The sequence below is a fragment of the Streptomyces carpinensis genome (genome assembly GCF_002154505.1).
Lineage (GTDB): Bacteria > Actinomycetota > Actinomycetes > Streptomycetales > Streptomycetaceae > Streptomyces > Streptomyces carpinensis.
This window is the reverse complement of the sequence record NZ_MUBM01000494.1, coordinates 1-5,577: the sequence shown is the minus strand read 5'-3', so window position 1 is coordinate 5,577 and position 5,577 is coordinate 1. Positions and strand designations below refer to the sequence as shown.

At 76.5% G+C, this 5,577-nt stretch carries 5 protein-coding genes; all 5 read left to right on the top strand.

Annotation, left to right across the window (positions count from 1 at the left end; translation table 11 throughout):
* Window positions 1–157: 157 nt before the first annotated feature.
* The 5 genes from BZY54_RS44555 to rfaE2 are packed head-to-tail and all read left to right on the top strand — an operon-like array spanning window position 158 to window position 5,338.
* Complete coding sequence (locus BZY54_RS44555; RefSeq protein WP_086731064.1) at window positions 158–1,144, top strand: glycosyltransferase family 9 protein; 987 nt, start codon at window positions 158–160, stop codon at window positions 1,142–1,144.
* Complete coding sequence (locus tag BZY54_RS44550) at window positions 1,141–2,094, top strand: glycosyltransferase (RefSeq protein WP_086731063.1); 954 nt, start codon at window positions 1,141–1,143, stop codon at window positions 2,092–2,094. The genes BZY54_RS44555 and BZY54_RS44550 overlap by 4 nt, the downstream gene beginning before the upstream one ends.
* The gene (locus BZY54_RS44545) at window positions 2,091–3,314 is read left to right on the top strand and encodes a glycosyltransferase (protein WP_086731062.1); all 1,224 of its coding nucleotides are present in this window, start codon (window positions 2,091–2,093) and stop codon (window positions 3,312–3,314) included. The genes BZY54_RS44550 and BZY54_RS44545 overlap by 4 nt, the downstream gene beginning before the upstream one ends.
* Before the next feature lie 28 nt (window positions 3,315–3,342).
* A complete protein-coding gene (locus BZY54_RS44540) occupies window positions 3,343–3,927 on the top strand; it encodes a D-sedoheptulose-7-phosphate isomerase (RefSeq protein ID WP_086731061.1) in 585 nt (194 codons plus the stop codon).
* A gap of 1 nt (window position 3,928) precedes the next feature.
* Window positions 3,929–5,338 carry a D-glycero-beta-D-manno-heptose 1-phosphate adenylyltransferase gene (gene rfaE2, locus BZY54_RS44535; protein ID WP_086731060.1) on the top strand — a complete coding sequence of 470 codons (1,410 nt, stop codon included), beginning with the start codon at window positions 3,929–3,931 and terminating at the stop codon, window positions 5,336–5,338.
* Window positions 5,339–5,577: the final 239 nt, after the last annotated feature.

Below are 5,577 nucleotides of genomic sequence, written 5' to 3'. Positions count from 1 at the left end.
CCGCCGACCACGTGGCCCCCGACCTGCTCACCGCGGCGCGCGCCGTGCTGACCGGCCCGCCGTTGGGGCACGACCTGGCCGGCGAACGCCCCGCCGAGGCTGCCCGCGCCACCGGCACCGAGCGGCCCGCGCCCGAACGAGCCGGCCGGAGGACGTGATGAAGGCTCTCGTCACCCGTCTCGACAGCTTCGGCGACGTACTGCTCGCCGGGCCCGCCGTGCGCGCCGTCGCCGCGCGCGCCGAGCGGGTCACCCTCCTGTGCGGGCCGCGCGGCGAGCCCGCCGCGCGGCTGCTGCCCGGCGTCGACGAGATCCTCGTGTGGGACGCGCCCTGGTCCTCCTTCGAGCCGCCGCCCGTCGACCGCGGCGAGATCGACAGGCTGCTCGACTCCCTCGACGCCGACACCGCCCTCGTGCTGACGTCCTTCCACCAGTCCCCGCTGCCCACCGCGCTGCTGCTGCGCCTGGCGGGCGTACGGCACATCGCCGCGGACAGCGTGGACTACCCGGGCACCCTGCTCGACGTACGCCACCAGCGCGCCCCGCACGCCCACGAGGCCGAGGCCGCGCTCGACCTCGCCGAGGCCGCGGGGTTCCCGCGCGCCGACGACGGTCGCCTGCGGGTGCTGCCCCCGCCGGACACCACCGGCCTGACCGGACGGGAGCCGTACGTCGTGCTGCACCCGGGCGCCAGCGTCCCCGCCCGTGCCTGGAGCCCCGAGCGCTGTGCGCAGGCCGTGCGTGAACTCGCCGCGGCCGGACACCGGGTGGTGGTGACCGGGGGACGGGGGGAGAGGGACCTGACCTCGCGCGTGGCGGCCGGGCACGGACTCGACCTGGGCGGCCGCACCGGAGCCGCGGAACTCTCCGGCGTCCTGGCGGGCGCCCGCGCGGTCGTCACCGGCAACACCGGCCCCGCGCACCTCGCCGCCGCCGTCGGCACCCCTGTCGTGTCCCTGTTCGCACCGGTCGTTCCCGCCGAACGCTGGCGCCCCTACGGGGTGCCGTACGTGCTGCTCGGCGACCAGGACGCGCCCTGCGCGGGCAGCCGTGCCCGCGCCTGCCCGGTGCCCGGACACCCCTGTCTGGAGTCGGTGACCGCGCACGACGTGCTCGCCGCCGTGGAGAAGGTGATGACGCCGTGAGGATCCTCATCTGGCACGTGCACGGCTCCTGGACCACCGCGTTCGTCCAGGGCCCGCACACCTACATCGTCCCCGTCACCCCCGACCGCGGACCCGACGGCCTCGGCCGTGCCCGCACCTTCGACTGGCCCGAGTCGGTGATCGAACTCCCGCCGGAGCGACTGCGGGACGCCGGCATCGACCTGGTCGTCCTGCAACGCCCGCACGAGTACGAGCTCGTACGGCAGTGGCTGGGGCGCTGCCCGCCGATGGTGTACCTGGAGCACAACGCCCCCCACGGAGACGTCCCCGACACCCGGCACCCCGTCGCCGAACTGCCCGGTGACGTGCCGCTCGTCCACGTCACCCACTTCAACCGCCTGATGTGGGACGCCGAGGGCGCCGAGACCGTCGTCATCGAGCACGGCATCGTCGACCCCGGCCCGCTGTGGACCGGCGAGCTGCCGCACGCGGCGGTCGTCGTCAACGAGCCGATCCGGCGCGGCCGTACGACCGGCACCGACCTGCTGCCCGCCTTCGCGCGGGCCGTCCCGCTGGACGTCTTCGGCATGCGGACCGACGGGCTCGCAGGCCACCTCGGCCTGCCGCCCGGGCGCTGCCGCTCGCACGAACTCGTCCAGCGCGAGCTCCACACGACGATGGCCAGGCGCCGTCTCTACCTCCACCCGATCCGCTGGACCTCCCTCGGCCTGTCCCTGCTGGAGGCGATGCACCTCGCCATGCCCGTGGTCGCCCTCGCCACCACCGAGGCCACCGAGGCGGTGCCCCCGGGCGCCGGAGTGGTGTCCAACCGGATCGACGTACTGACCGACGCCGTACGGGACTTCGTCGCCGACCCGCTGCTCGCCCGCGCCGTCGGCGAGCGGGCACGGGCCGCCGCGCTCACCCGCTACGGGCTCTCCCGCTTCCTGGACGACTGGGAGCGGCTGCTGAAGGAGGTGACCCGATGAGGATCGCCATGGTGTCCGAGCACGCGAGCCCGCTCGCCGCGCTCGGCGGGGTCGACGCCGGCGGCCAGAACGTGTACGTCGCCCGTCTCACCGAGGAACTGGCCCGCCGAGGACACGACGTCACCGTCTACACCCGGCGCGACGCCACCGACCTGCCCGACCGGGTGCCGCTGCCCGGCGGTGCCGTCGTCGAGCACGTGCCGGCCGGGCCGCCCGAACCCCTCCCCAAGGACGACCTGTTCGCGCACATGCCGTCCTTCGGCTCGTACCTGGTGCGCGTCTGGCGCCGCGACCGGCCCGACGTGGCGCACTCCCACTTCTGGATGTCCGGCATGGCCTCCCTGCTCGGCGCCGGGCCGTACGGCATCCCGGTCGTCCAGACCTTCCACGCCCTCGGCACCGTCAAGCGCCGCCACCAGGGCCGCGCCGACACCAGTCCGGTCGAACGCATCGGCGTCGAGCGGCAGATCGGCCGCACCTGCGAACGCGTCCTGGCCACCTGCACCGACGAGGTGCAGGAACTCGCCGCCATGGGCGTCTCCCCGCGCCGGGTGTCCGTCGTGCCCTGCGGCGTCGACGCCGCCCACTTCCACCCGGGCGCCGACACCGGCACCGCACCCGTGCGCGAGCAACGCCACCGGCTGCTCGCCTGCGGCCGGCTGGTCCGCCGCAAGGGCTATGACCAGGCGATCCGCGCCCTGACCCGGATCCCGCACACCGAGCTGCTGGTCGCCGGCGGCCCGCCGCCCGAGCTGCTGCGCACCGAACCCGAGGCCGAACGCCTGCTGAAACTGGCCGTGGCGGAGGGGGTCGGCGACCGGGTGCGGCTGCTGGGCGCCGTCGACCCGGCCCGGATGCCCGCGCTGATGCGCAGCGCCGACCTGGTGCTGTGCACACCGGCGTACGAGCCGTTCGGGATCGTGCCGCTGGAGGCGATGGCGTGCGCGGTGCCCGTGGTCGCCACCGACGTGGGCGGCCACCGCGACTCGGTGGCCGACCGGCGCACCGGCCGGCTGGTCAGGGAGGGCGACCCCGCGGCCGTCGCCGCCGCGGCCCGCGACCTGCTGGGCAGCGACCGGCTGCGGCGCCGCTACGGAACGGCCGGCCGGGACCGCGTCCTCGCCCGCTTCACCTGGCAGCGCGTCGCCGACGGCGCCGAACAGGTCTACCGGCGGGTCGGCGGCACGGCCGGCGGCGAAGTGAACTCGGAGGTGGCGTGATGAACACCGACTCCTCGGAGGTGACGTCATGAGCGTCGAGACACCGGCCGTCACCGGGCACTGCGACGAACTCCTCGTCGCCCTCGGACGGTTCCGCACCTGTGCGCCCATCACCCAGCGGTGGGGCGAGCGGCTCGCCGCCGTCCTCGGCGGCGGCGGACGGCTGCTCGCCGCGGGCAACGGCGGCAGCGCCGCCCAGGCCCAGCACCTGACCGCCGAACTCGTCGGCCGCTACCGCGACGACCGCCCGCCGTTCTCCGCGATCGCCCTGCACGCCGACACCTCCAGCACCACCGCGATCGCCAACGACTACGGCGTGGACGAGGTCTTCGCCCGCCAGGTGCGCGCCCACGGCCGCGACGGGGACGTGCTGATGCTGCTGTCCACCAGCGGCGCCAGCGCCAACCTGCTGTCGGCCGCCGACGCGGGGCGGGCCGCCGGCATGCACGTGTGGGCGCTGACCGGACCCGCGCCCAACCCGCTCAGCGCGGGCAGCGACGAGGCGCTCTGCGCGGCCGGCGCCTCCACGGCCACCGTGCAGGAACTCCACCTGGTCGCGGTGCACATGGTCTGCGCGGCGTTCGACGCGGCGCTCGAACGGGGCGGGAGGTGACATGACGGGCAAGGCACCCCTGGTCGTGGTCGGCGACGCCCTGCTGGACCGCGACCTCACCGGACACGCGGACCGGCTGGCGCCCGACGCGCCCGTCCCGGTCGTCGCCGACTGCGCGGAGCGGGTACGGCCGGGCGGCGCCGCCCTCGCCGCGTACCTGGCCGCCCGCGACGGCCGCGACGTCACCCTCGTCACGGGCCTGGACGACGGCCCGGCCGGCCGGGAGCTGCGCCGGCTCCTCGACCCCTGGCTGACCGTGGTCCCGCTCCCGATGAGCGGCGAGGTGTCGCAGAAAACCCGCGTACTGGCCCAGGACCGCCCGGTCGTCCGCCTCGACCACGGCTCCGGCCACGCCCGCGAGGCCACCGACGAGGCCCGTAGGGCGCTGGCCTGCGCGTCCGCCGTCCTCGTCTCCGACTACGGCCGCGGCGCGGCGGACACCCTGCGGGCCGAGCTGCGCAGGCGTCCCCCGGAGGTCTGGGACCCGCACCCGCGCGGCGGCCCACCGGTACCGGGCACACGCCTGGTCACCCCGGCCCGCACGGAGGCCCACGGCTTCGCGGCGGCACTGACCGAGGACCAGGACCACGGCGGTGAGGCGAGGGCGCCGGGCGGCGACGCTCCCGGCAGCGAACTGCGCACCGTCGCCCGGGAGGCCGGCGCGCTCGTACGGCACTGGCGGGTCGCCGCCGTCACGGTGACCCTCGGCGCGCGCGGGGCACTGCTGTCGTACGGCGAACACCCCCTTCTGGTGCCGGTGACGGCCGCCCACCACGGCGACCCGTGCGGCGCCGGCGACCGCTTCGCCGCCGCGGCGGCCGGGCTGCTCGCGGACGGCGCACTCGTCGGGGAGGCCGTGGAGGGCGCCGTCACCGCGGCGACCGCCTTCGTGGGCGCCGGCGGGGCGGGCGGCCTGCTCGGCACCGAGCACACCGCCGGCGCCGTGCACGTGGGGGACGACCCCGCCGACCTGATCGCCCGGGTCCGGGCGACCGGCGGCACGGTGGTGGCCGCGGGCGGCTGCTTCGATCTGCTGCACGCCGGACACGTCGGCCTTCTCCAGGCCGCCCGGCGCATCGGCGACTGCCTCGTCGTCTGCGTCAACTCCGACCCCTCCGTGCGGCGCCGCAAGGGCGAGGGACGACCGGTCAACCCCCTGGCCGACCGCGTACGCGTGCTGCGCGCCCTGGCCTGCGTCGACGCCGTCGCCGTCTTCGACGAGGACACCCCCGAACGCCTTCTCGCCGAACTCCGCCCCGATGTCTGGGTCAAGGGCGGGGACTACGCGGGCGCCGAACTCCCGGAGGCGGCCCTGCTGGAGGAATGGGGCGGCCAGGCCGTCCTGCTGCCGTACCTGAACGGCCGCTCCTCGACGGCCCTCATGGCCAGGGCGGCGGAGGGCGCCCGATGACCGACATCCCCGAGCCGGCCGCGACGACACCCGCGAGGCGGCCTCCGGTGGCACGGGCGGAAGGCGACGACGGGCCTCGGCGCCCCGGCACCGTCGCCGAAGCCGTGCGCGGGGCCGCAGGGGCGCCTGTTCGCCTGCGCGGTGTAGTGGGTTCGCCTGCTCGCCTCGGTGGCTCGGACCGGGCCGGGGACCGGGCGCGCGCAGCCGTGGGCGCGGCCGGAGGGCCGTCCGTCCGCCTG